This is a genomic window from Pseudomonas sp. 5.2 (assembly GCF_059025405.1).
The window spans coordinates 214,780-235,811 of record NZ_JBYBHH010000003.1; the positions used below are offsets into that span (position 1 = coordinate 214,780).

21 protein-coding genes are annotated in these 21,032 nt (G+C 62.5%); 9 read left to right on the plus strand and 12 right to left on the minus strand.

What is annotated here, in order from left to right:
• Window positions 1-13: 13 nt before the first annotated feature.
• The 5 genes from AC5PZ0_RS06780 to AC5PZ0_RS06800 form a co-directional block, all read right to left on the minus strand.
• A complete protein-coding gene (locus AC5PZ0_RS06780) occupies window positions 14-2,302 on the minus strand; it encodes an ABC transporter permease family protein (protein ID WP_274884824.1) in 2,289 nt (762 codons plus the stop codon).
• A 139-nt stretch (window positions 2,303-2,441) separates the two neighbouring features.
• On the minus strand, window positions 2,442-3,440 hold the full coding sequence (locus AC5PZ0_RS06785) for a phosphate ABC transporter substrate-binding protein PstS (protein WP_027592125.1): 999 nt from the start codon (window positions 3,438-3,440) through the stop codon (window positions 2,442-2,444).
• A 167-nt stretch (window positions 3,441-3,607) separates the two neighbouring features.
• Window positions 3,608-3,991, minus strand: a complete 384-nt coding sequence (locus tag AC5PZ0_RS06790) for a hypothetical protein (RefSeq protein WP_225874404.1) — start codon at window positions 3,989-3,991, stop codon at window positions 3,608-3,610.
• Entirely contained in the window at window positions 3,978-4,481 is a 504-nt protein-coding gene (locus AC5PZ0_RS06795; RefSeq protein WP_099430814.1) for a Panacea domain-containing protein, read from the minus strand. Before AC5PZ0_RS06795 ends, AC5PZ0_RS06790 begins: the two co-directional genes overlap by 14 nt.
• Before the next feature lie 168 nt (window positions 4,482-4,649).
• Window positions 4,650-5,939, minus strand: a complete 1,290-nt coding sequence (locus AC5PZ0_RS06800) for an MFS transporter (protein WP_027592124.1) — start codon at window positions 5,937-5,939, stop codon at window positions 4,650-4,652.
• Between the two features lie 356 nt (window positions 5,940-6,295).
• Between AC5PZ0_RS06800 and AC5PZ0_RS06805 the strand changes: the two genes are divergently transcribed.
• Entirely contained in the window at window positions 6,296-6,694 is a 399-nt protein-coding gene (locus tag AC5PZ0_RS06805; RefSeq protein ID WP_003253317.1) for an acyl-CoA thioesterase, read from the plus strand.
• A gap of 72 nt (window positions 6,695-6,766) precedes the next feature.
• A complete protein-coding gene (locus tag AC5PZ0_RS06810; RefSeq protein WP_493854571.1) occupies window positions 6,767-7,663 on the plus strand; it encodes a D-hexose-6-phosphate mutarotase in 897 nt (298 codons plus the stop codon).
• 126 nt (window positions 7,664-7,789) lie between these two features.
• On the opposite strand, the gene AC5PZ0_RS06815 is transcribed toward AC5PZ0_RS06810, so the two are convergent.
• The 5 genes from AC5PZ0_RS06815 to AC5PZ0_RS06835 form a co-directional block, all read right to left on the minus strand.
• The gene (locus AC5PZ0_RS06815; protein ID WP_420832917.1) at window positions 7,790-8,323 is read right to left on the minus strand and encodes a DUF3299 domain-containing protein; all 534 of its coding nucleotides are present in this window, start codon (window positions 8,321-8,323) and stop codon (window positions 7,790-7,792) included.
• Window positions 8,324-8,371: 48 nt separating this feature from the next.
• The gene (locus AC5PZ0_RS06820) at window positions 8,372-8,617 is read right to left on the minus strand and encodes a GlsB/YeaQ/YmgE family stress response membrane protein (RefSeq protein ID WP_027592121.1); all 246 of its coding nucleotides are present in this window, start codon (window positions 8,615-8,617) and stop codon (window positions 8,372-8,374) included.
• Between the two features lie 108 nt (window positions 8,618-8,725).
• The gene (locus AC5PZ0_RS06825) at window positions 8,726-9,808 is read right to left on the minus strand and encodes a 5-(carboxyamino)imidazole ribonucleotide synthase (protein WP_493854572.1); all 1,083 of its coding nucleotides are present in this window, start codon (window positions 9,806-9,808) and stop codon (window positions 8,726-8,728) included.
• 10 nt (window positions 9,809-9,818) lie between these two features.
• On the minus strand, window positions 9,819-10,310 hold the full coding sequence (purE, locus tag AC5PZ0_RS06830) for a 5-(carboxyamino)imidazole ribonucleotide mutase (RefSeq protein ID WP_016489856.1): 492 nt from the start codon (window positions 10,308-10,310) through the stop codon (window positions 9,819-9,821).
• A gap of 171 nt (window positions 10,311-10,481) precedes the next feature.
• Complete coding sequence (locus AC5PZ0_RS06835) at window positions 10,482-11,414, minus strand: LysR substrate-binding domain-containing protein (protein WP_172960396.1); 933 nt, start codon at window positions 11,412-11,414, stop codon at window positions 10,482-10,484.
• A 182-nt stretch (window positions 11,415-11,596) separates the two neighbouring features.
• Here AC5PZ0_RS06835 and aspA point away from each other — a divergent pair, with 182 nt between their 5' ends.
• The 4 genes from aspA (at window position 11,597) to AC5PZ0_RS06855 (ending at window position 16,560) form a co-directional block, all read left to right on the plus strand.
• Window positions 11,597-13,021, plus strand: coding sequence for an aspartate ammonia-lyase (aspA, locus tag AC5PZ0_RS06840; RefSeq protein ID WP_027592118.1), 1,425 nt, complete (start codon window positions 11,597-11,599; stop codon window positions 13,019-13,021).
• A gap of 177 nt (window positions 13,022-13,198) precedes the next feature.
• Complete coding sequence (locus AC5PZ0_RS06845) at window positions 13,199-14,191, plus strand: AraC family transcriptional regulator (protein WP_099430818.1); 993 nt, start codon at window positions 13,199-13,201, stop codon at window positions 14,189-14,191.
• A gap of 222 nt (window positions 14,192-14,413) precedes the next feature.
• Window positions 14,414-15,457 carry a histone deacetylase family protein gene (locus AC5PZ0_RS06850; protein ID WP_252826261.1) on the plus strand — a complete coding sequence of 348 codons (1,044 nt, stop codon included), beginning with the start codon at window positions 14,414-14,416 and terminating at the stop codon, window positions 15,455-15,457.
• Complete coding sequence (locus AC5PZ0_RS06855) at window positions 15,457-16,560, plus strand: polyamine ABC transporter substrate-binding protein (protein ID WP_493854573.1); 1,104 nt, start codon at window positions 15,457-15,459, stop codon at window positions 16,558-16,560. Before AC5PZ0_RS06850 ends, AC5PZ0_RS06855 begins: the two co-directional genes overlap by 1 nt.
• Before the next feature lie 174 nt (window positions 16,561-16,734).
• Here AC5PZ0_RS06855 and pdxR read toward each other — a convergent pair whose 3' ends face one another.
• Window positions 16,735-18,264: a MocR-like pyridoxine biosynthesis transcription factor PdxR gene (gene pdxR / locus AC5PZ0_RS06860; protein WP_099455738.1), complete on the minus strand. Its 1,530-nt coding sequence runs from the start codon at window positions 18,262-18,264 to the stop codon at window positions 16,735-16,737.
• An 89-nt stretch (window positions 18,265-18,353) separates the two neighbouring features.
• Here pdxR and AC5PZ0_RS06865 point away from each other — a divergent pair, with 89 nt between their 5' ends.
• Genes AC5PZ0_RS06865 through AC5PZ0_RS06875 form a run of 3 tightly spaced genes read left to right on the plus strand, consistent with a single transcriptional unit; the run spans window position 18,354 to window position 20,120 of the window.
• Window positions 18,354-18,983 carry an FMN-binding negative transcriptional regulator gene (locus AC5PZ0_RS06865; RefSeq protein WP_493854574.1) on the plus strand — a complete coding sequence of 210 codons (630 nt, stop codon included), beginning with the start codon at window positions 18,354-18,356 and terminating at the stop codon, window positions 18,981-18,983.
• A gap of 11 nt (window positions 18,984-18,994) precedes the next feature.
• Window positions 18,995-19,441 carry a GNAT family N-acetyltransferase gene (locus AC5PZ0_RS06870; RefSeq protein ID WP_099430823.1) on the plus strand — a complete coding sequence of 149 codons (447 nt, stop codon included), beginning with the start codon at window positions 18,995-18,997 and terminating at the stop codon, window positions 19,439-19,441.
• Window positions 19,442-19,448: 7 nt separating this feature from the next.
• Complete coding sequence (locus tag AC5PZ0_RS06875) at window positions 19,449-20,120, plus strand: GNAT family N-acetyltransferase (RefSeq protein ID WP_493854575.1); 672 nt, start codon at window positions 19,449-19,451, stop codon at window positions 20,118-20,120.
• Here the strand turns inward: AC5PZ0_RS06875 and AC5PZ0_RS06880 are convergent, their stop codons facing one another.
• Entirely contained in the window at window positions 20,121-21,020 is a 900-nt protein-coding gene (locus AC5PZ0_RS06880; RefSeq protein ID WP_172960397.1) for a homocysteine S-methyltransferase family protein, read from the minus strand.
• Window positions 21,021-21,032: the final 12 nt, after the last annotated feature.

Genomic DNA, 21,032 nt, shown 5'->3' on the forward strand with positions numbered 1-21,032 from the left:
CTCTACCTTTCTATCAAAGCGACGAGTATTTCTTGCGCAGACGCTGGCGAATCAGCTCGGCCAAGGTGTTCATGATGAAGGTGAACATCAGCAGCACGAGGGCCGCCAGGAACAGCACGCGATAGTGGCTGCCACCGACTTCCGACTCCGGCATTTCTACCGCCACGTTGGCGGCCAGGGTGCGCATGCCTTCGAACAGGTTCATCTCCATCACCGGGGTGTTGCCGGTGGCCATGAGCACGATCATGGTCTCGCCCACCGCACGGCCCATGCCGATCATCAGCGCCGAGAAGATACCCGGGCTGGCGGTGAGGATGACCACGCGGGTCAGGGTCTGCCACGGCGTCGCACCCAGGGCCAGGGAGCCCAGGGTCAGGCTGCGCGGCACGCTGAACACGGCGTCTTCGGCAATCGAGTAGATGTTCGGGATGACCGCGAAGCCCATGGCGATGCCGACTACCAGGGCGTTGCGCTGGTCGTAGGTGATGCCCAGGTCGTTGGTGATCCACAGGCGCATGTCGCCGCCGAAGAACCAGGTCTCCAGGTAAGGGCTCATGGTCAGGGCGAACCAGCCGGTGAACAGAATCACGGGGATCAGGATCGCCGCTTCCCAACCATCCGGCACGCGCAGGCGGATCGACTCCGGCAGGCGGCTCCAGACGAAACCGGCCAGCAGGATGCCGAACGGCATCAGTACGAACAGGCTGAACACACCCGGCAAGTGGCCTTCGAGGTACGGCGCGAGGAACAGGCCGGCGAAGAAGCCGAGGATCACCGTCGGCATCGCTTCCATCAGCTCGATCACCGGCTTGACCTTGCGGCGCATGCCAGGGGCCATGAAGTAGGCGGTGTAGATGGCGGCGGCAATGGCCAGCGGGGCGGCCAGGATCATCGCGTAGAACGCAGCCTTCAGGGTACCGAAGGTCAGCGGCGACAGGCTCAGCTTGGGCTCGAAGTCGGTGTTCGACGCAGTCGACTGCCAGACATACTTGGGCTCGTCATAGTTCTCGTACCAGACCTTGCCCCACAGCGCGCTGAAGGAGACTTCCGGGTGCGGGTTCTTCAGGCTCAGCGGCAGCAGCTTGCCGCCTTCCTCGATGATGATGCGGTTGGCACGCGGCGACAGGGCCAGGATGCCAGCGCCTTCTGCAGCCGGCTCGACCAGCAGGGTGCGGTGCGCGGTGCTGTGGAACACACCAAGCTTGCCTTCGGCGTCCAGGGCGATGAAGCCCTTGCGGCGCTCTTCGGCATCGATCTGGACGATCGGCGCAGTGCCCATCTGGAAGCTGCGGATCAACTTGAAGCGCGACTCGCCATCGGGATCGCGGGCCATGAACCACTGGTTCAAGCCACCTTTGGAGTCACCGAAGATCAGCGAGATACCGCCCACCAACTGGCCACTGGCCGTGATCTCGGCATTGCCATCTTCCAGCAGCTTGTAGCGGCCGTTGAGGCTTTTGTCGCGCAGGCTGAAGACGTCGGCGGTGGCACGGCCGTTGACCACGTACAGCCATTGCTGGCGCGGGTCGACGTAGATGGCCTTGACCGGTTCGGTCATCTGCGGCAGGTCGATACGGTTCTGCTCGCTGGTGACCTCGCCGGTCATCATGTTCTCTTCGCGGGTCAGCTGGGTGACCTGCAGGTGCGAACCGGTGGAACCTGCCAGCAGCAGGGTTTCGCCGTTGACGTTGACGCTCACGTGCTCCAGAGGGCGGCCCTGGTCGTCAAGCACGAACGCGTCCTTGCCGTAGGGGTAGTCGATGCCTGGGGTGATGGTCTTCTTGTTGTCCGGGTAGGTGATCTTGTAGGTGTGGTGGAACACCAACGCCTGACCATTGGACAGACCCAGCACAACCAGCGGGCTACCCGGCTGATCGGTGCTGATGGAGCTCACCTGGGTACCGGCCGGCACTGGCAGGTCGACGCGCTGCAGCTCGGCACCGGTCTTGGTGTCGAAGAACAGTGCCTGCCCCTTGTCGGAAACCCGCATGCCCACCAGGTTTTGCTCTTCAAGCGCGATCATCAGCGGCTTGCCGGCATCCTGTTGCAGCCAGGTCGGCTCCAGGGCCTTCTTGCTGGTCAGCTCGGCGCCCTGGAACAGCGGCAGCACCACGTAGGCCAGGTAGAAGAAAATCAGGGTAATAGCCGCCAATACGGCAAGCCCGCCCACCAGTACATACCAGCGGGTCAGGCGGTCCTTGAGCGCACGCATGCGGCGCTTGCGTTGCAACTCGGGCGTATTGAAGTCAATCCGCACGGGTTGGGAATTTTGGGTCATGGTGGAGTTGGCCAGATCATTCATGCGCACACCCTAGCGGTCCCGTATGACAAAAACATGACAATGCAGTGACGCAAGAAAGCCCGACGCTCAGGGGTTCTGGCTTCGGACTGAGAATTCGTGGAAGCGGCCGGGCTTAGGCACCGGCCGCTTCCTCAGTTACTTACTTCTTTGCGACGTTACCAGCGTGGGACAAGCCCAGGTCAGCCAGGGTCTTGTCGACCACTTTGGCCGGCAGCGGGATGTAGCCATCCTTCACCACGACCTGCTGGCCAGCTTGCGACAGCACCAGCTTGATGAACTCGGCGTCCAGCGGAGCCAGAGGCTTGTTCGGGGCCTTGTTGACGTAGACGTACAGGAAGCGGGACAGCGGGTACTTGCCGTTCAGGGCGTTTTCTTCGTTGTCTTCGATGAACTCGCCGCCTTCTTTCTTGGCCAGGGCTACGGTCTTGACGCTAGCGGTCTTGTAGCCGATGCCCGAGTATCCAATGCCGTTCAGCGAGGAGCTGATCGACTGCACGACCGAAGCCGAGCCAGGCTGTTCGTTGACGTTAGGCTTGAAGTCGCCTTTGCACAGGGCTTCTTCCTTGAAGTAGCCGTAGGTGCCCGATACCGAGTTACGGCCGAACAGCTGCACTGGCTTGTTGGCGAGGTCGCCGGTCACGCCCAGGTCGCCCCAGGTTTTGACATCGGCCTTGGCGCCACACAGGCGAGTGGACGAGAAGATCGCATCGACCTGAGCCATGGTCAGGCCCTTGATCGGGTTGTCCTTGTGGACGAATACAGCCAGGGCGTCAACGGCGACCGGGATGGCGGTCGGCTTGTAGCCGTACTTCTGCTCGAAGGCCTGCAGCTCGACGTCCTTCATCTTGCGGCTCATCGGGCCCAGGTTGGCGGTGCCTTCGGTCAGCGCGGGTGGCGCGGTGGAGGAGCCGGCGGCCTGGATCTGGATGTTTACGTTCGGATATTCCTTCTTGTAGGCCTCGGCCCACAGGGTCATCAGGTTGGCGAGGGTGTCCGAACCGACGCTGGAGAGGTTGCCCGAAACACCGGTGGTCTTGGTGTAGGTCGGGATTGCTGGGTCGACAGCGGCTACCGCATTGGCGGTTGCAACGCCAGCGGCGGCGAAGGTAAGGGCCGCCATCAAACGCTTCAGTTTCATGCCTTGCTCCTAGCAGGAATATTGGGGGTGTTGGATGGATCGGGCCCAAGTATCTGCAGGCCGCATGAATACGATATGACTTCAATGTGACAATTGGATGAAAGGCCATCACCGGGTGCCGGGGATGGCCTTTTCAAGATGTTGCAAGGAGGCTTTTAAACGGAGGGCTAGCCGCCTGATCGCTTGCCGCCGGCAGGAAAGAGGCCGCGAATGACGCCGAGGAAGGCGGCAAACAAGTTAATCGACGTAGCGGTTGTTACAGCAATCAGCAGATTGTCGGAGAACGGCGACTTTCCGGTGTAGTAAGTCGCCCAGCCGTTCCAGACTAAAAGCGCACACCAAAACGAAACACCGGCGACCGCAAACCAGAACGCGCGGCCTGCATACTTTTTGCGCAGTTGGCGCTCAGCCTTCTGGTCCTTGAGGTTTTCTACCTTTTCGCGGTCAGCGTCCTTTTCAGCCGCGTCATTGACTGGCTGAACATCTTCAACCGGACCTTCGCCGGAAACCTCAAGGTTCAAATCACCTAGATCGAGATCATTCTTTGCCACTGAAACGGCTCTCAGGGTGAATTTTTTGAGCCATCTCGCCCCAGGTGATCGGCGAGCCGTCTGCATCACCTTCTGCCCAGGCGGTCCCCGCCTCATGCGTCAGATTGGAGAGTTCGGTGCCCGTCAACTTGCCGTACTTGCTGATGATTTTATCGATCAGGTTGTGGGTGGCCTGATCAGACTTTGGAACGGTTGGCGTGATGAGGATCGCATCACCATCGCTATCAAAATTTATATTCTTGATCAGCGATGTCACCTCTTGGGCGCCATAGGATTTGAGCTCATGGTAAAGCGACGGGATGACCGGGCCAAACTTCCAACGGGCAAAATTATCATCGATTAGAGGAGATCTCTCCCCGTTCAGACGCAGATGCCATGACTGCGTGTAGAAGAGAAGCTTCTGAAGCTTCATCGGCGTGAGATTTCGGATTTCACCTTTTCGCGCACGCTCAATGAAGGCGTTTGCCACAGCTAATGCTGAATAGGCCATGGGCACCTCCATGAAGGATCAAGTAGCCAAGGCCTTACTGTACATGAATACAGGGCCAACAGCAGCTTAAGGGAGCCGAATGAACAGGTAGGAAAATCGCCTGACAGGAAGGGAATGTTGCCCTATCTCTTCACCAGTAGGGCAACACACCGGCGCTATCGGGCGTGGTCAGCGCTTATTGGCGAACAGATAAACGCCTACGGCCAGCCCGACAGCACACAGCCCCGCCACATAATAGGCCGGCGCCATTGGGCTGACCTTCAACAGCGCGGTCACCACCATCGGCGTCAGCCCGCCGAAGATGGCGTAGGCGACGTTGTAAGAGAACGACAAGCCGCTGAAACGCACCACCGGTGGGAAGGCCTTGACCATCACATAGGGCACGGCGCCGACGATACCAACGCACAGGCCGGTCAGCGCATACAGCGGGAACAGCAGGTCGGGGCGGGTCGGCAGGCTGTGGTAGAAGGTCCAGGAGCTCGCCAGCAACAGCAGGCTGCCGACGATGAACACACGCCCAGCGCCGATGCGGTCGGCCAGGCTACCGGCACCGATGCAGCCGAGGCTGAGCAGCACAATGGCCAGGCTGTTGGCCTTGAGCGAGTCGGTTGGGCTGATTTGGTAGAAGCTCTGCAGCAGCGCCGGGGTCATCAGGATCACCACCACGATGCCAGCCGACAGCAGCCAGGTCAGCAGCATCGACAAGATGATCGCGCCACGGTGATCACGCAGCACGGCACGCAGCGGCAGCTCTTCGGCCAGGGCCTTGCGCTGCTGCATCTCGGCGAACACTGGGGTTTCATGCAGCCAGCGGCGCAGGTACACCGAGAACAGGCCGAACACACCTCCCAGCAAGAACGGTATACGCCAGGCGTAATCGGCAACTTCACCTGGGGTGTAAATGCTGTTGATCAGGGTCGCGACCAGCGAGCCGAGCAAAATGCCCGAGGTCAGCCCGGCGGTCAGCGTGCCGCAGGCGTAGCCGGTATTGCGCGCTGGTACGTGCTCAGAGACGAACACCCAGGCGCCCGGCACCTCGCCACCAATCGCCGCGCCCTGAATCACGCGCATCAGCAGCAGCAAAACCGGTGCCCACAGGCCAATCTGCGCGTAGGTCGGCAGCAGGCCCATGATCAGGGTCGGCAGCGCCATCATGAAGATGCTCAGGGTGAACATCTTCTTGCGCCCGAGCAGGTCGCCGAAGTGCGCCATGACGATGCCGCCCAGTGGCCGCGCCAGGTAGCCAGCGGCGAAGATGCCGAACGTCTGCATCAAGCGCAGCCATTCCGGCATGTCGGCAGGGAAGAACAGCTTGCCGACCACCGTGGCGAAGAACACGAAGATGATGAAGTCGTAGAACTCCAGTGCACCGCCCAGGGCGGACAGTGAAAGGGTCTTGTAGTCGCTGCGGGTCAGCGGCCGTGAAGGCTGCTCGATACTGCTCGGCACGGAGGTCATCGATCTTTCTCTTGTAGGTCATGCAGGCCGCTTGGCGCGCGACTTCTGGATTGGTAGACGAGCGAAGATAGCAAATTGCCGAGGCGCGCCGAAAGCGATACAAAAACCATACAGATATTCATGAATGCGCGGTCGTCGCTGGCCGTTATGCTCTATATACTGGCCGTTCGTAGGAAAAGGTTGCTCCTAGCGTGGGATGTTGTGCGAAAACGCCGGTCTGCATGTCAGGCGGTTTCGCAGAGTTTCCCTACGGCCGCCCAGTGAAACGAAATCGGCGTAGTATGTTTCCAGCTGAATCGTTTACCCGGCCTTTGCGCCACACCAACGAAAGCGTCACGGGTCAGAGGCCCCATCGCATGATTGAGCTCGAACAAGAAGATCCAATCCCGCAAGGCGACCTGGCCTTGCAAATCACCGCACTCCCTCGTGAGACCAACGGCTTTGGTGACATCTTTGGCGGCTGGCTGGTCGCTCAGATGGATTTGGCCGGCACTGCCATGGCCAGCCGTGTCGCGGGTGGCCGTGTGGCCACGGTGGCCATCGATCGCATGGCCTTCCTGGTCCCGGTCGCCGTGGGCGCCCAGCTCTCGTTCTATACCCAGACCCTGGAAATCGGCCGCAGCTCGATCCAGATGATGGTCGAAGTGTGGAGCGACGACCCGCTGTCCAGCGAATGGCGCAAGGTGACCGAAGCGGTATTCGTCTTCGTCGCCATCGACGGCAGTGGCCGCACCCGCTCTGTGCCTCGTCGCTGAGCCACGCCGGCGGTAAACTCATTGCACGTGCCCGGGTCCAAGGCCCACAGGGCAATCAATGAGACGAGTGCAATGGCTACTTTCAAGGTCGACACCGAGCAACACGGCGAACTCAATTGCTGGCGCATCACCAGCGAGCATGCCGAACTACTGATCGCCCAGCAGGGCGCGCAGATCCTCAGCTACCAGCGTGTGGGCGAACCGCCGCTGCTGTGGCTGAGCGACCAGGCCATTTTCCGCCAGGGCAAATCCGTGCGCGCCGGGGTACCGGTGTGCTGGCCGTGGTTTGGCAACCTGCAGCGCAACCCCGCGTCTGTACAAAATATGTACAAGGGCGAACAAGCCCCCGCGCATGGGCTGGTGCGGGGTCGCGACTGGCAGTTGAACAGGGCCGAGCAGGTCGGCGACACGATTCAGATCGAATTCGAGCTGCCTGCGGCTCAAGGTGACTTGCCCGGCTGGCCGCATGAGGTCGAGCTGAAGCTGCTGATCGAGCTGGGCGAACAGCTGAACGTGACGCTGACCAGCTATAACCTCGGCAGCGACAGTGTGACCATCAGCCAGGCCCTGCACAGCTACTTTGCCGTCAGCGACGTGCGCCAGGCGCGGGTCGAGGGTGTGGACGGGTTGAGCTACATCGAGACCTTGGCCGACTGGGAGCAGCGCCAGCAGCAAGGTGCGCTGGCATTTGCCGGGGAGACTGACCGGATCTACCTGGCTACCCCGCAAACCCTGAGCATTGTCGACCCGCACTGGGCGCGGCGGATTACCCTGACCAGCAGTGGCTCGCGCTCGGCGGTGATCTGGAACCCGTGGACCGAGCGGGCGCGGGAGCTGCCGGACATGGCGGATGATGGCTGGCAGCGGATGCTGTGCATCGAGACGGCGAATGTGTGGGATGACGTGGTGACGCTGAGGCCTGGGGCGAGTTGCTCGTTGAGCGTCAGTATCGGCAGTGAAGCGATCTGAGCCTTGCGGTGACTTTACCGGCCTCTTCGCGGGGCAAGCCCGCTCCCACAGGTCCCGTAATGCTCGGGACCTATGATCATCCTGTGGGAGCGGGCTTGCCCCGCGAAGAGGCCGGCACAGACCCACTCAGAGGTCAGCGTCCTCCACCACCCTCACCTTCTGCGCATCCAGCGCATAGGCCGCATCCGCCAGGTCGTTGCTGACCTTCTCCACCTTCAACGCCCCGCTAACCCACAGCGGCGTGTAGATGTCGTCGATTTTCAGCCCCTTCGGGTAGCGCACCAGCACCAACTGGTTCGGTGGCGGTGGCGGCACGTGGATGCAGGCGCCCGGGTACGGCACCAGGAAAAACAGCGTGCTGTTGCCCTTGGCATCGCTCTCCAGCGGCACCGGGTAACCGCCCAGGCGAATCTGTTTGCCGTTCATGGCGGCCACGGTCTTGGTCGAATACATCACCGCCGGCAACCCTTTGCTCTGCTTGAGGCCGCCCTTGTCGGTGAAGGTGCCCATGGCCTCCGGCGAGTTGTGGTCGATTTCGGGCATCTGCTCAAGGGCCTTCTGGTCCGACTTGGGCATCAGCTCCAGCCAGTCGGTTTCGGGCAGCTCGGCACGGGCCAGGGTGCTGGCCAGAAGCAAGGGGATGAGAAATAAGGCACGCATGAAAATGCTCGGCAACTCGGATGAATTGCCGAGCATTCTAAACGGTATTCAGCGTTTCTTGATTAATCCGTAGATCACCAGAAGGACGACGGCACCGACCAGCGCGCCGAAGAACCCTGCGGCCTGCCCCGCCTGATAAATGCCCAGTGCCTGGCCGCCGTAGGTGGCGAGCAAGGAGCCGGCAATACCCAGCAGGATGGTCATGATCCAGCCCATGCTGTCGTCGCCCGGCTTGATGAAGCGGGCCAGCAGGCCAACGATGAGGCCGATGAAGATGGTTCCAATGATGCCCATGGCAATCCCTCTGCAGTGAAGATGGAACAAGCCAAAGCCTAGACGGGCTTTGGCTTGTTGCCATGTTCAGAGGGCAAGCCGCTTGCAGAAGTTCGATTTACAGCCCGATCAGTTGCTGATCAGCGCCTCTACTTCGGCAATCTTGCGCTCGAGGGTGGCCATGTCCTGGCAACGCAGGGTGGCATGGCCAACCTTGCGCCCGACCTTGAAGGCCTTGCCATAGTGGTGCAGGTGGCAGTCTTCGATGGCAACCACTTTGTCCACCGCGGGTACTTCGCCGATGAAGTTGAGCATGGCGCTTTCACCGACCTTGGCGGTCGAGCCCAGCGGCAGGCCGGCAACGGCGCGCAGGTGGTTCTCGAACTGGCTGCACTCGGCGCCTTCGATGGTCCAGTGCCCGGAGTTGTGCACACGGGGGGCGATTTCGTTGGCCTTCAGGCCACCGTCGACTTCGAAGAACTCGAACGCCATCACGCCGACATAGTCCAGCTGCTTCAGCACACGGCCGACGTAGTCTTCGGCCAGGCCTTGCAGCGGGTGCGCTTCGCTGGCCACCGACAGACGCAGGATGCCGCTCTCGTGGGTGTTGTGCACCAGCGGATAGAAGCGGGTTTCGCCATCGCGGGCACGGACGGCCACCAGCGAGACTTCGCCGGTGAACGGCACGAAGCCTTCCAGCAGGCACGGCACGCTGCCCAGCTCGGCGAAGGTGTCGACCACGTCTTCAGCACTGCGCAGGACCTTCTGGCCCTTGCCGTCGTAGCCCAGGGTGCGGGTCTTGAGCACGGCTGGCAGGCCGATGCTGGCGACCGCGGCGTGCAGGTCTGCCTGGGAGAGAATGTCGGCAAAGGCCGGGGTCGGAATACCCAGGTCGCGGAACATGCTCTTCTCGAACAGGCGGTCACGGGCAATACGCAGCGCTTCGGCGCTTGGGTAGACCGGGACGAACTGCGAGAGGAAGGCCACGGTTTCGGCCGGGACGCTTTCGAACTCGAAGGTCACCAGGTCGACTTCGTCGGCCAGCTGGCGCAGATGGTCCTGGTCACCGTAGTCGGCGCGCAGGTGCTCGCCCAGAGGGGCGGCGCAGGCATCTGCAGCCGGGTCGAGGAACGCGAAGTTCATGCCCAGCGGAGTACCCGCCAGGGCCAGCATGCGGCCGAGCTGGCCACCACCGATTACACCGATCTTCATGGGGTCAGCCTCAAGCCTGGCGCGGGTCTGGATTGTCCAGCACGGTGTCGGTCTGTTCCGTGCGGAACTGCTTGAGCGCCGCGTGGTACTGCGGGTACTTGGCGCCCAGGATGCTCGCCGACAGCAATGCAGCGTTGATCGCGCCCGCCCGGCCGATGGCCAAGGTCGCGACCGGAACGCCCGCCGGCATCTGCACGATCGACAGCAGCGAATCGACACCCGACAGCATCGACGACTGCACCGGCACGCCCAGCACCGGCAGGTGGGTCTTGGCGGCGCACATGCCTGGCAGGTGGGCTGCGCCACCGGCACCGGCGATGATCACCTCGATGCCACGGCCTTCGGCCTCTTCGGCATACTGGAACAGCAGATCCGGGGTGCGGTGGGCGGAAACCACCTTCACTTCGTAGGGAATGCCGAGTTTTTCCAGCATATCGGCGGTGTGGCTAAGGGTGGACCAATCGGACTTGGAGCCCATGATCACGCCAACCAGTGCACTCATCGTCGAGCCTCTTCGCTTGTGCGCCCTTGGGCGCGTCAAAAAACAACAAGCCACGCGGGACGACCGGCGTGGCTTGTTTGCTGATCAGGACCGGAGCTATCCGGTCTAAAGGCCGCGCAGTATACCGTAACCCTGGGCGATGCTGGCACCCCCGGCGACCAACTGTCGGCCTTATTTTTCGGGGCTTTGGCTGACTTTTGGGTCAACCGCCGCCGCCCCTTCCAACTTGCGCCACAACAAGCGCACGTTGGCCTTGCGCACCAGGGCGCAGCGGTACAGGCGGATTTCCAGGGGCACGTGCCATTGGCTGCCACCGCAGATGGCCAGCTCACCCCGCTCCAACTCGCCGCGCATCGACAGGCGGGGCACCCAGGCAATGCCCATGCCCTCCAGCGCCATGCTCTTGAGGCTGTCGGCCATGGCGGTTTCATAAACAGTGGTGTAGCGCAGGTTGCGCTGGCGTAGCAACAGGTTCACCGAACGGCCGAGAAAGGCACCGGCGGTGTAGGCCAAAAGTGGCACGCTGCCCTCGCCTTCCAGGTCGAACAAAGGCTGGCCGTCGGCATCCACGGCACACACCGGCAACATTTCGGTGGTGCCCATGTGCAGCGACGGGAAGATCTCGGCATCCATCTGCAGCGCGGCATCGGGGTCATAGAAGGCCAGCATCAGGTCGCAACCGCCTTCGCGCAGGGCATGCACCGCATCACCCACGTTGGTCGCCACCAGACGGGTGGCGATGTTCAACCCGTCGTTGCGCAACTGGGCCACCCAACGTGGGAAAAACCCCGACGCCAGGGAGTGCGCCGCCGCCACTTGGATAACCTCGCCCTGGCCACCTTCGAGGTGGTGCAAGTGACGCAGAATTTCGCTCAACTGGTCGACAACGGTGCGCGCCGTGACCAGAAACAGCTGCCCGGCCTCGGTCAGTTCAATCGGCGTGCGGGAACGATTCACCAGCTGCAGGCCCAAGGCTGCTTCGAGGCTGCGAATACGTCGACTGAAGGCCGGTTGAGTGACGAAACGCCGCTCTGCCGCCTGCGAAAAACTGCGCGTGGCAGCCAGGGCGCTGAAGTCTTCCAGCCATTTGCTTTCCAGGTTCACGAAGCACATCTCCCGGCGTGCACCAAAATGGAACACGCTCGAATGTCAATTGGCGTCACATGAAACACTATGCCGTTTGTGCATAGGTTAGCGTGCAACAGCATTGGCCGCAAAATCCTCTTCGGGCCTAGGATTAGCGCCATTCCGGCATGTGCCGGGTCAAATTCGAGATGATATACATCATGTCTGCCGCTGCATCGTTCCGCGTCGAAAAAGATCTGCTGGGTACCCTTGAAGTTCCTGCTGATGCCTACTACGGCATCCAGACCCTGCGCGCTGCCAACAACTTCCACCTCTCCGGTGTTCCGCTGTCGCACTACCCGAAACTGGTAGTGGGCCTGGCGATGGTCAAGCAGGCTGCTGCTGACGCCAACCGAGAGCTGGGGCACTTGAGCGATGCCAAGCACGCCGCCATCAGCGCCGCTTGCGGCCGGCTGATCAAAGGCGACTACCACGAGCAGTTCGTGGTGGACATGATTCAAGGCGGTGCTGGTACTTCTACCAACATGAACGCCAACGAAGTCATCGCCAACATCGCGCTGGAGGCCATGGGCCACCAGAAGGGTGAGTACCAGTACCTGCACCCGAACAACGACGTGAACATGGCGCAGTCGACCAACGACGCCTACCCGACTGCGATCCGTCTGGGTCTGCTGCTGGGTCATGACGCCCTGCTCGCCAGCCTCGACAGCCTGATCCAGGCCTTCGCCGCCAAAGGTAAAGAGTTCGACCACGTACTGAAGATGGGCCGTACCCAGCTGCAGGACGCCGTGCCGATGACCCTGGGCCAGGAATTCCGCGCCTTCGCCACCACCATGACCGAAGACCTCAACCGTCTGCGTTCGCTGGCGCCGGAGCTGCTGACCGAAATCAACCTGGGTGGTACTGCCATCGGTACCGGCATCAACGCCGACCCGGGCTACCAGATGCTCGCCGTACAGCGCCTGGCAACCATCAGCGGCCAGCCGCTGGTCCCGGCTGCCGACCTGATCGAAGCCACCTCCGACATGGGCGCCTTCGTGCTGTTCTCCGGCATGCTCAAGCGTACCGCGGTCAAGCTGTCGAAGATCTGCAACGACCTGCGCCTGCTGTCCAGCGGCCCGCGTACCGGCATCAACGAGATCAACCTGCCAGCGCGTCAGCCAGGCAGCTCGATCATGCCAGGCAAGGTCAACCCGGTAATCCCGGAAGCCGTCAACCAGGTGGCCTTCGCCATCATGGGCAACGACCTGGCCCTGACCGTCGCCGCCGAAGGTGGCCAGCTGCAGCTGAACGTGATGGAGCCGCTGATCGCCTACAAGATCTTCGACTCGATCCGCCTGCTCCAGCGCGCCATGGACATGCTGCGCGAGCACTGCATCGTCGGCATCACTGCCAACGAACAGCGCTGCCGTGAACTGGTCGAGCACTCGATCGGCCTGGTCACCGCCCTGAACCCTTACATCGGCTACGAAAACGCCACCCGTATCGCCCGTGTTGCCCTGGAAACAGGCCGCGGTGTGCTGGAACTGGTGCGCGAAGAGAAGCTGCTGGACGAAGAGATGCTCAACGACATCCTGCGCCCAGAAAACATGATCGCACCGCGTCTGGTTCCGCTGAAGGCGTAACCGACCGCTTCAACTGTCTCACCAGGTCGAGGGACTAGACACCTCTCAACCTTTCAAAGGCCCGAGCGCATGCATCGGGCCTTTTTTTTGCCTGCATGATCTGGCGCGGTTGCGCTGCCCCAGGTTTGCGGCACACAACTTGCTCCATAATGCATCCCAACCAACGGGATACCGAGCATGCTGCACAGCCACCTGACCACCCTCAACGCGGTTTCGCTGATCCTCAACGTCTTTCAGGCTGAGGGTTGCGAAGCTTCGGCCTTGCTCGCCGGCAGCGGCATCGGCCCGGCGGACCTGGGGCATGCAGACGCGCGCATCACCACCCAGCAAGAGCTGCAGGTGTGTGCCAATGCCGTCGCCCGGCGCGAAGACATCGGCCTGGAGCTGGGCCAGCGCATGCACGTGTCGTGCTATGGCATGCTCGGTTACGCCCTGCTCTCCAGTGCCACTTTGGGTGACGCCTTGCGCCTGGCGCTGCGCTTTCCGGCACTGCTGGGAACAGTCTTCCAGCTGCGCCTGATCGACGACGGCCAGCGTGTCTGGCTCAGCGCCAGCGATTACCGCGACAGCCCGGCGCTGACCGCTTTCAATGCAGAGTTCTGCCTGGTCTCGCTGAAAGTGATCTGCGACGACTTGCTGGGCCGGCCCCTGCCACTGCTCGGCAGCCGCTTCGAGCATGCCCGGCCGGGCTACCACAGCCTTTATACCCGTGCCTTCCAATGCCCGATCGGCTTCGCGGCCGAGGACAACGCGTTTGCCTTCGAGCGGCGCTGGCTGGATACGCCGCTACCGTTGGCCGACCCTATTACCCACAAAGCCATGAGCGAGCGCTGCCGACGCCTGAACCTCGAGTTCACAGGGCGTCAGGCCTGGCTGGGCAAGATACGCCAGCTGCTGGCCCAACAACTGGACGCAGCGCCCGGGCTTGAGGGTTTGGCGCGGCAGATGAACTGCTCATCGCGGACCTTGCGTCGGCACCTGCAGGCGCTGGGCAGCAGTTATCAACAGCTGCTCGATGAGCTGCGTTTCGAGCGGGCCAAGCAGTTGTTGGCCGATGAACAGATGCCGATCTACCGGATTGCCGAAACCTTGGGGTTCAGCGAAACGGCCAGCTTCCGCCATGCATTCCAGCGCTGGAGTGGCGTGGCGCCCAGCCACTTTCGCGGTTGACCTGGGCGGGCCTCTTCGCGGGCAAGCCCGCTCCCACAGGTACTGTAAAGCATCAAGGGTTCCCCCAATCCTGTGGGAGCGGGCTTGCCCGCGAAAAGGCCGGCACATTAAACCCGGCCAGCGACCTTGGCCACATCGATCCCCTTTTGGCCGTTTGCGTCGTTCTCCGCTACCGGGCTGCCCCTGAAAATGGGCCCACGCCAGTCCAACCGGAGAACAACAATGCTGACGATCTATTCCGATGACCACCGCCTGCACCACGGCCGCTGCGAGCTGATCGACGGCAAGCTGATGCCCTGCTTCGAAATGCCTTCGCGCGCCGACCATGTGCTCGATCAAGTGAACAAGCGCCAGCTGGGCGACGTGAAGGCGCCGGACGACTTCGGCCGCGCGCCGCTGCTGCGCGTCCACAGCGCCGACTACCTGGACTTCTTTGAAGGCGCCTGGGCGCGCTGGGCCGCGTTGGGCCACGAAGGCGACCTGCTGCCTTTCACCTGGCCAGCCCGCACCCTGCGCCAGGTTAAACCCACCGGCCTGCATGGCGAGCTTGGCTACTACAGCTTCGACGCCGGCGCGCCGATTACCGCCGGTACCTGGCAAGCCGCCTACAGCGCCGCCCAGGTCGCGCTCACGGCCCAGGCCGCCATCCAGCAAGGCGCCCATTCGGCGTTCGCCCTGTGCCGCCCACCGGGGCACCATGCCGCCGGCGAAGTCATGGGCGGTTACTGCTACCTGAACAACGCTGCCATCGCTGCCCAGGCCTTCCTGGACCAAGGCCGCGCCAAGGTCGCCATCCTCGACGTCGACTATCACCACGGCAACGGCACCCAAGACATCTTCTACAGCCGCAGCGATGTGTTCTTCGCCTCAATCCACGGCGACCCGCAGGACGAATTCCCGTTCTTCCTCGGCTATGCCGACGAAACGGGCGAAGGCGCAGGTGAAGGCTGCAACATCAACTACCCGTTGCCGGCCGGCAGTGACTGGGCCGCCTGGAGCGCAGCGCTGGAAGACGCGTGCCAGCGCATCGCTGCCTACGACGCCGATGTGCTGGTGATCTCGCTCGGGGTGGACACCTTCAAGGACGACCCAATCTCCCAGTTCAAGCTAGACAGCCCTGACTACCTGGAAATGGGCAAACGCATCGCCCAGCTCGGCAAGCCGACCCTGTTCGTGATGGAAGGCGGCTACGCTGTGGAAGAAATCGGCATCAACGCGGTCAATGTGCTGGAAGGTTTCCAGCGCGCCCAGCCAGGAGCCCGATAATGGCCCGACTCAAGCGTCTGCTCGCCCCGACCATCGCTGCCACCCTGTTCACCGGCGCCCTGCAGGCCCAGGCCGAACAGCGCACCCTGCGGGTCTACAACTGGTTCGATTACATCACCCCGCAGACCTTGGTCGACTTCCAGAAAGACAGCGGCGTAAAGCTGATCTACGACATTTTCGACACCAACGAGGCACTGGAAGCCAAGCTGCTGACCGGCAACTCCGGGTATGACGTGGTGGTGCCGTCCAACGTGTTCCTTGCCAAGCAGATCGAGGCTGGCGTGTTCCAGCCACTGGACCGCAGCAAGCTGCCGAACTGGCAACACCTGGACCCGGCACTGATGAAGCTGATCGAGGCCAACGACCCCGGCAACAAGTTTGCCGTGCCCTACATGTACGGCACCGTGCTGATCGGCTTCAACCCGGCCAAGGTCAAGGCTGCGCTGGGTGAGAACGCGCCTGTGGACAGCTGGGACCTGATCTTCAAGGAAGAGAACATCGCCAAGCTCAAGCAGTGCGGTGTTGCCTTGCTCGATTCGCCCTCGGAGATCTTGCCACTGGCTCTGCAATACCTGGGCTTGCCGCCCAACAGCGACAAGCCGGCCGACTACAAGAAGGCCGAGGAGCTGCTGCTGAAGATTCGCCCGCACGTGACGTATTTCCATTCCTCCAAGTACATGGCCGACATCGCCAACGGCGACATCTGCGTGGCGGTGGGCTACAGCGGCAGCTTCTCGCAGGCCGCCAACCGGGCCCGCGATGCGAAGAATGGCGTGGTGGTCGACATGCGCCTGCCCAAGGAAGGTGCCCCGATCTGGTTCGATATGCTGGCCATTCCGAAAAACGCCGCCAACGCCGAAGACGCCCACACCTTCATCAACTACCTGCTGCGCCCGGAGGTGATTGCGCCGATCAGTGATTTTGTCGGCTATCCGAACCCGAACAAGGACGCCACCGAGAAGGTGAACCCGGCGATTCGCAATAACCCCAACCTTTACCCGACGGCGGAAGCGATGGCCAAGCTGTACACCCTCAAGCCGTTGCCACGCGACGCCGAGCGCGCGCGCACCAGGGCCTGGACGCGCATCAAGTCCGGCACCTAGATGGTATGTAGGCCACAGCCCACATCGCTGTAGGAGCAGCCTTGCGCTGCGAAGAGGCCAGTAAACCCAGCAGCATCTTCGCTGCCTTTACCGGCCTCTTCGCAGCACAAGGCTGCTCCTACCGGGGTATGGCTTGGCGCAGAGGGTGTCGATTGGGCCGCGCAGCGGCCCCGATCACTTTCGCCAGGCACTGCGCAATCGCATCAGTGCATTGGCGATGTCGCCTTCCGGCACGGCCGCAAACCCCAGCACCAACCCTGCCCGCTTATCCACAGGCACCTCGCTGTCATCCAACCAGTAACTACTCAGTGGATTCACCTCAACGCCAACCGCTTCAGCCTTGGCGACCAAGGCTTGTTCCCGCGCAAAGTTATCCACATCCACCTTCACGTGCAGCCCCGCCGCCACTTCCGGCATGGCGCCCAAGCCTGGAACATCCACAGGCCAGCCCGCCTTGAGCACGTTGCGCCGGCTCAACGCGGCCCGGCGCATACGCCGGATGTGCCGCTGGAAATGCCCTTGGGCCATGAATTCGGCCATCACGCACTGGCTACTGACCTCCGAATGCCGCATGGCCAACGCCCGCCCCTGGCTGAAGGCCTGCACCAGGCGCCCGGGCAGCACCAGGTAGCCCAGGCGTAACGCGGGGAAGGCAATCTTGCCGAACGTGCCGATGTACAGCACCCGCCCCTGCCGGTCCAATGCCGCCAGCGGTGCCAATGGCGCACCGCTGTAGCGGTACTCGCCGTCGTAATCGTCTTCGATGATCCAGCCATCGCTGCGCTCGGCCCAGGCCAGCAATGCAAGGCGCCGTGCCAGGCTCATGGTCACCCCGGTCGGGTACTGGTGGGCTGGCGTCACATAGGCCAGGCGGCAGTCCGCCAGTTGCATCAGCCGCTGGCAATCCATGCCCTCGTCATCCACTGGCACACCCATCACCCTGCCACCCGCCACGGCGAAGGTATGCCCGGCGGCCCGGTAGCCCGGGTTTTCCACAGCCACCCCCTCGCCAGGCTGCAACAGCAACTGTGCACAAAGGCTGATGGCCTGCTGTGCACCACTGGTGATCACAATTTGTTCAGCCGTGCACGATAAGCCCCGCGAACGGCGTAAGTAGGTGGCAATCAGCTCACGCAGCTGCAGCTCGCCTGCGGGTTCGCCGTAGCCCAGCTGCGCAGGGTCCGGGTTACGCCAGAAACCCGCTTGCAGCTTGGCCCAGACGTCAAACGGGAACAGATCGAAGGCCGGAATACCCACCCGGAATGCGCGCGGCGCGCCACTTCTGGGAGGCGGCAAATGGTTACTTTTCAGACGCTCCAAAGGCTCGCTGGTGCGCTCACAGCTGGATAAATCCTCAGTCTTTTCTGAGGAAAATGTGGATAAACCTGTTGATAACCCTAGGGATAACCCTGTGGACAGTTGTGTGGATAGTTTATCGAGCTGGGTGACATAGGTGCCGTCCCCCACCCGGCTCTCGATATACCCTTCGGCATACAACTGGTCGTAGGCACGCACCACACTGTTGCGCGACAGCGCGAGGATGGCTGCCAGGTCACGGCTGGCCGGTAACCGCGTACCGCTGCTCAGGCGCCCATCCAGCACCCGTGCACGCAAGGCCTGGTAAAGCTGCTGGCTGAGCCCTCGCTGGCGGTCCAGCACGATGCCAGCGGGGTCGAAGGGCAAGATGAGGGGGCGCTTGTTCACCGTATTGGACCTGTCAAATCAGTCATAAATGGATCTTACACAGAACCAATAGCCTGCCTAGGATGGAGCCATTCGACAAGGAACCCACCATGTACAACAGCAAGCCCCACCAGGAACACGACCTCGATCGCCTGCACCAGCACATGGCCGATACTCGCCTTGCCGTGCTTATCAGCCACGGCGAACACGGGCTGCTGGCCACCCACCTGCCGGTGTTGATCGACCCCGAGCAAGGCGAGTTCGGCACGGTCTACGCGCACTTGGCGCGGGCCAATGCTCAGTGGAAAGACCTGGCGCAAGGCACTGAAGCGCTGCTGGTGTTCCCCGGCGCCGACGCTTATGTCAGCCCCAGCTACTACCCCAGCAAGGCCGAGAACCCCAAGATGGTACCGACCTGGAACTACCTGGCGGTGCACGCCTACGGCCCGGTTGAAGTGATCCACGAAGCCGCGCCCCTGCTGCAGATCGTCAGCCGCCTGACCGACCGTCACGAGCAGGGCCGCAGTGAACCCTGGAAGGTCTCCGACGCCCCCAGCGACTACCTCGACGGCATGCTGCGCGCCATTGTCGGCATACGCCTGCCGATCGCCCGCCTGCAAGGCGCCCGCAAGCTCAGCCAAAACCGTTCGGCCGAGGACATCGCAGGCGTGCGTGAAGGCCTGAGCGGCAGTGCCGACTACCCTGACAACCAACTGGCGGCGCACATGCGCCAACTCTGAAGGAAAAGCCCATGCCCAGCGTCACTCTGCGCCCCGTCAGCGCCAACGACCATGCAGCCTGGCTTGCCCTGTGGCAGGCTTACTTGCGCTTCTATGAGACCGAATTGGCCGAAGCGGTCAGCGCCAACACCTGGCAGCGCCTGCTCGACCCCAACGAGCCCACCCACTCGGCCCTGGCCTGGGTCGATGGCAACGCCGTAGGAATGGTCAACTGGATCTATCATCGTTCCAACTGGAGCATCGAAAATTCGTGCTACCTGCAGGACCTTTATGTGGATAACACGCAGCGCGGCCTAGGCATCGGCCGCCAACTGATCGAGCATGTCTATGCCACTGCCAAGGCTGCCGGCTGCGCTAAGGTGCACTGGCTGACCCACGAGACCAACGCCACCGCCATCAGCCTGTACCAACAGGTCGCCGAGCGGCCGGGCTTCATTCAATTCCGCAAAGGGCTGTAGGCACGACATGACTGACGCACTGAACTGGAAACCCGCCACCGCGCCCACCGCAGCGCCCATCGAGGGCCACTTCATCCGCCTGGAAAAACTCGACCCGGCGCGCCACGGCGACGACCTCTGGGACGTACTGCAAGGCCCGAATGCCGACCCGGCCCTGTGGGATTACCTGCCCTATGGCCCATTCCCGGAACGCAGCGCCTTCGACCGCTGGCTGCAGGGCCATGCCGCCAGCACCGACCCGTTGTTCTATACCGTCATCGACCGCCCCACCGGCCAGGCCCAGGGCATTCTCAGCCTGATGTCGATCGTGCCCGACCATGGCCGCATCGAGATCGGCCACATCGCCTTCGGCGCCGCCATGCAGCGCACGCCCAAAGGCACCGAAGCGGTGTACCTGCTGGGTAAGCGGGCGTTCGAGCTGGGCAACCGCAGGCTCGAGTGGAAGTGCAACAACGCCAATGCCCGCTCCAAGCGCGCGGCAGAACGGTTTGGCTTTGTCTACGAAGGGGTTTTCCGCAAGCACCTGGTGGTCAAGGACCACAACCGCGACACCGCGTGGTACTCGATTACCGATGATGAATGGCCACAGGTGGCGGCAGGGTTCGAGCGCTGGTTGAGTGCCGACAACCAGCGCCCTGAGGGGCAAGCCAGGACGCTGGAAGCCTGCCGCAACGGGTGATCAGGCCAGGTTGGCCTTGAGCGCCGAAATGTGCTCCGGGCCAATACCACAGCAACCGCCGAGCAGGCTCGCGCCGCGTTGCCGCCAGTTGCTGGCCCAGCTCAGGTAGCCCGGTGGGTCGAGGTCTTCACGCAGCTCATCGAGGCCATCGTTGGCGGTGGCGTCCTTGGGCTGTGGCGGGAAGGCATTGGCGTAGGCGCCGATGGCGATGTCCACGCCCAGGCGCTCGAAGGTCTCGCGCGCCACATCCAGCGCCGCGCCAATCACCTCAGGCTGGCTGCAGTTGAACAACAGCGTACTGACACCCAGCCCGGCAATCGCTTCGGCCGCGTCGGCGACCGTTTGTCCGGAACGCAGCCGCGGCACGTCGATGTCACCTTCGTCCTGCAGCGTGAACGATACCCAGAACGGCCTGCCGTCCTGCGGCAGTTGCGCGCCGATGGCCCGAACTTCTTCGATCGAGCTCTGGGTTTCTGCCAGCCACAGGTCCACGTAGGGCGACAGGCCGGCCAGCAGGGGGGTCAGCACTTCGGCGACGCGCTCGGGCTGATACAGGTCCGGGCGATAAGAGCCGAACAACGGCGGCAGCGAACCGGCAACGCGTACCGGCGCGGCAGCCGCATCGGCTGCAGCACGGGCCAATTGCCCCGCCGTTGCAGCCAATGTGCGCCCTTCCTGGGCGAACCGCTCTTCACCAATATGGAAGGGCACTACTGCATAGCTGTTGCTGGTGATGACCTGAGCCCCGGCCTCGATATACGCCGCATGCACCGCCAGCACCGCCTCAGGTGCTTCGCTCAAGGCCAGCGCTGACCACTCGGGCTGCCGAAACGGCGCACCACGACGCTGCAGCTCTCGCCCCATACCGCCATCCAGAATTACCAGCGATCGTTCGCCCATATGACTATCACT